General features: G+C 48.5%; 1 protein-coding gene. It reads right to left on the bottom strand.

Going from position 1 to position 710, the window contains the following annotated elements; all coding sequences use genetic code 11:
• Positions 1-83: 83 nt before the first annotated feature.
• A partial coding sequence (locus P5G61_RS31845) for a transposase (RefSeq protein ID WP_301250127.1) occupies positions 84-710 on the bottom strand: 627 nt, incomplete at its 5' end.

The raw sequence follows: 710 nt of genomic DNA, 5'->3' as shown, positions 1-710 counted from the left end.
GGGGCTGTCTCAAAAGCCCTTAAAAAGCGTATCAGCAAAAAAGAAATAACACTCCTACGTTCGAAAAAGGACAAAGCAGAGGTTTATCCTGCTTTGTCCTTTTTGTCTTTTTCCATCATTGCCGCTTTTTTCAGCAGATTGTGGGCAAGGCAAAGCCACCCGACCTCCAGGCTTACTTTTTGCAAGCCGCGAAGCAGGAATCTGCGGAATCCCCGGTTGTTTTTGATTTGCCCAAACACGCTCTCGGGCTCCGTCATGCGCTGAACGGAAAGGGTATATCCTTCCTCGCTACGCAGTCGTTCCCGCATCTCGTTTTTTTGCCGCATATAGGTCAGACTGATCGCGATCTCCCGATTGCCTTTGGCTTTCGTGCATGTTGCTTTCAGAGGACATGCACTACAATCTTCACTTCGATAATGGCGGGTACGAATCGTGTAACCACTTTCTGTGACCGTCTCGCTTTCGTACCGAAAACGTAATGTCTTCCCAGCCGCACAGGTCCATGTATCTTCCGTTTCGTTGTAGCTCCAGTTGTCCACCTTGCCAATCGCTTGCTTCCACGCCCTGGTTTTCTCCTTGTGGTACGTCCCATATTTGACGATTGCCTGGATGCTTTGCTCTTCCAAATAGCTGTAATTTTCTTCACTTCCATAGCCTGCATCGGCAATGACGGTGTTCGGCCTTTTACCAAGCGTTTTTTCCAAATGATC

It is taken from the genome of Paenibacillus vandeheii, from assembly GCF_030433635.1.
Lineage (GTDB): Bacteria > Bacillota > Bacilli > Paenibacillales > Paenibacillaceae > Paenibacillus > Paenibacillus vandeheii.
This window is presented reverse-complemented; position numbering and strand designations above follow the sequence as displayed.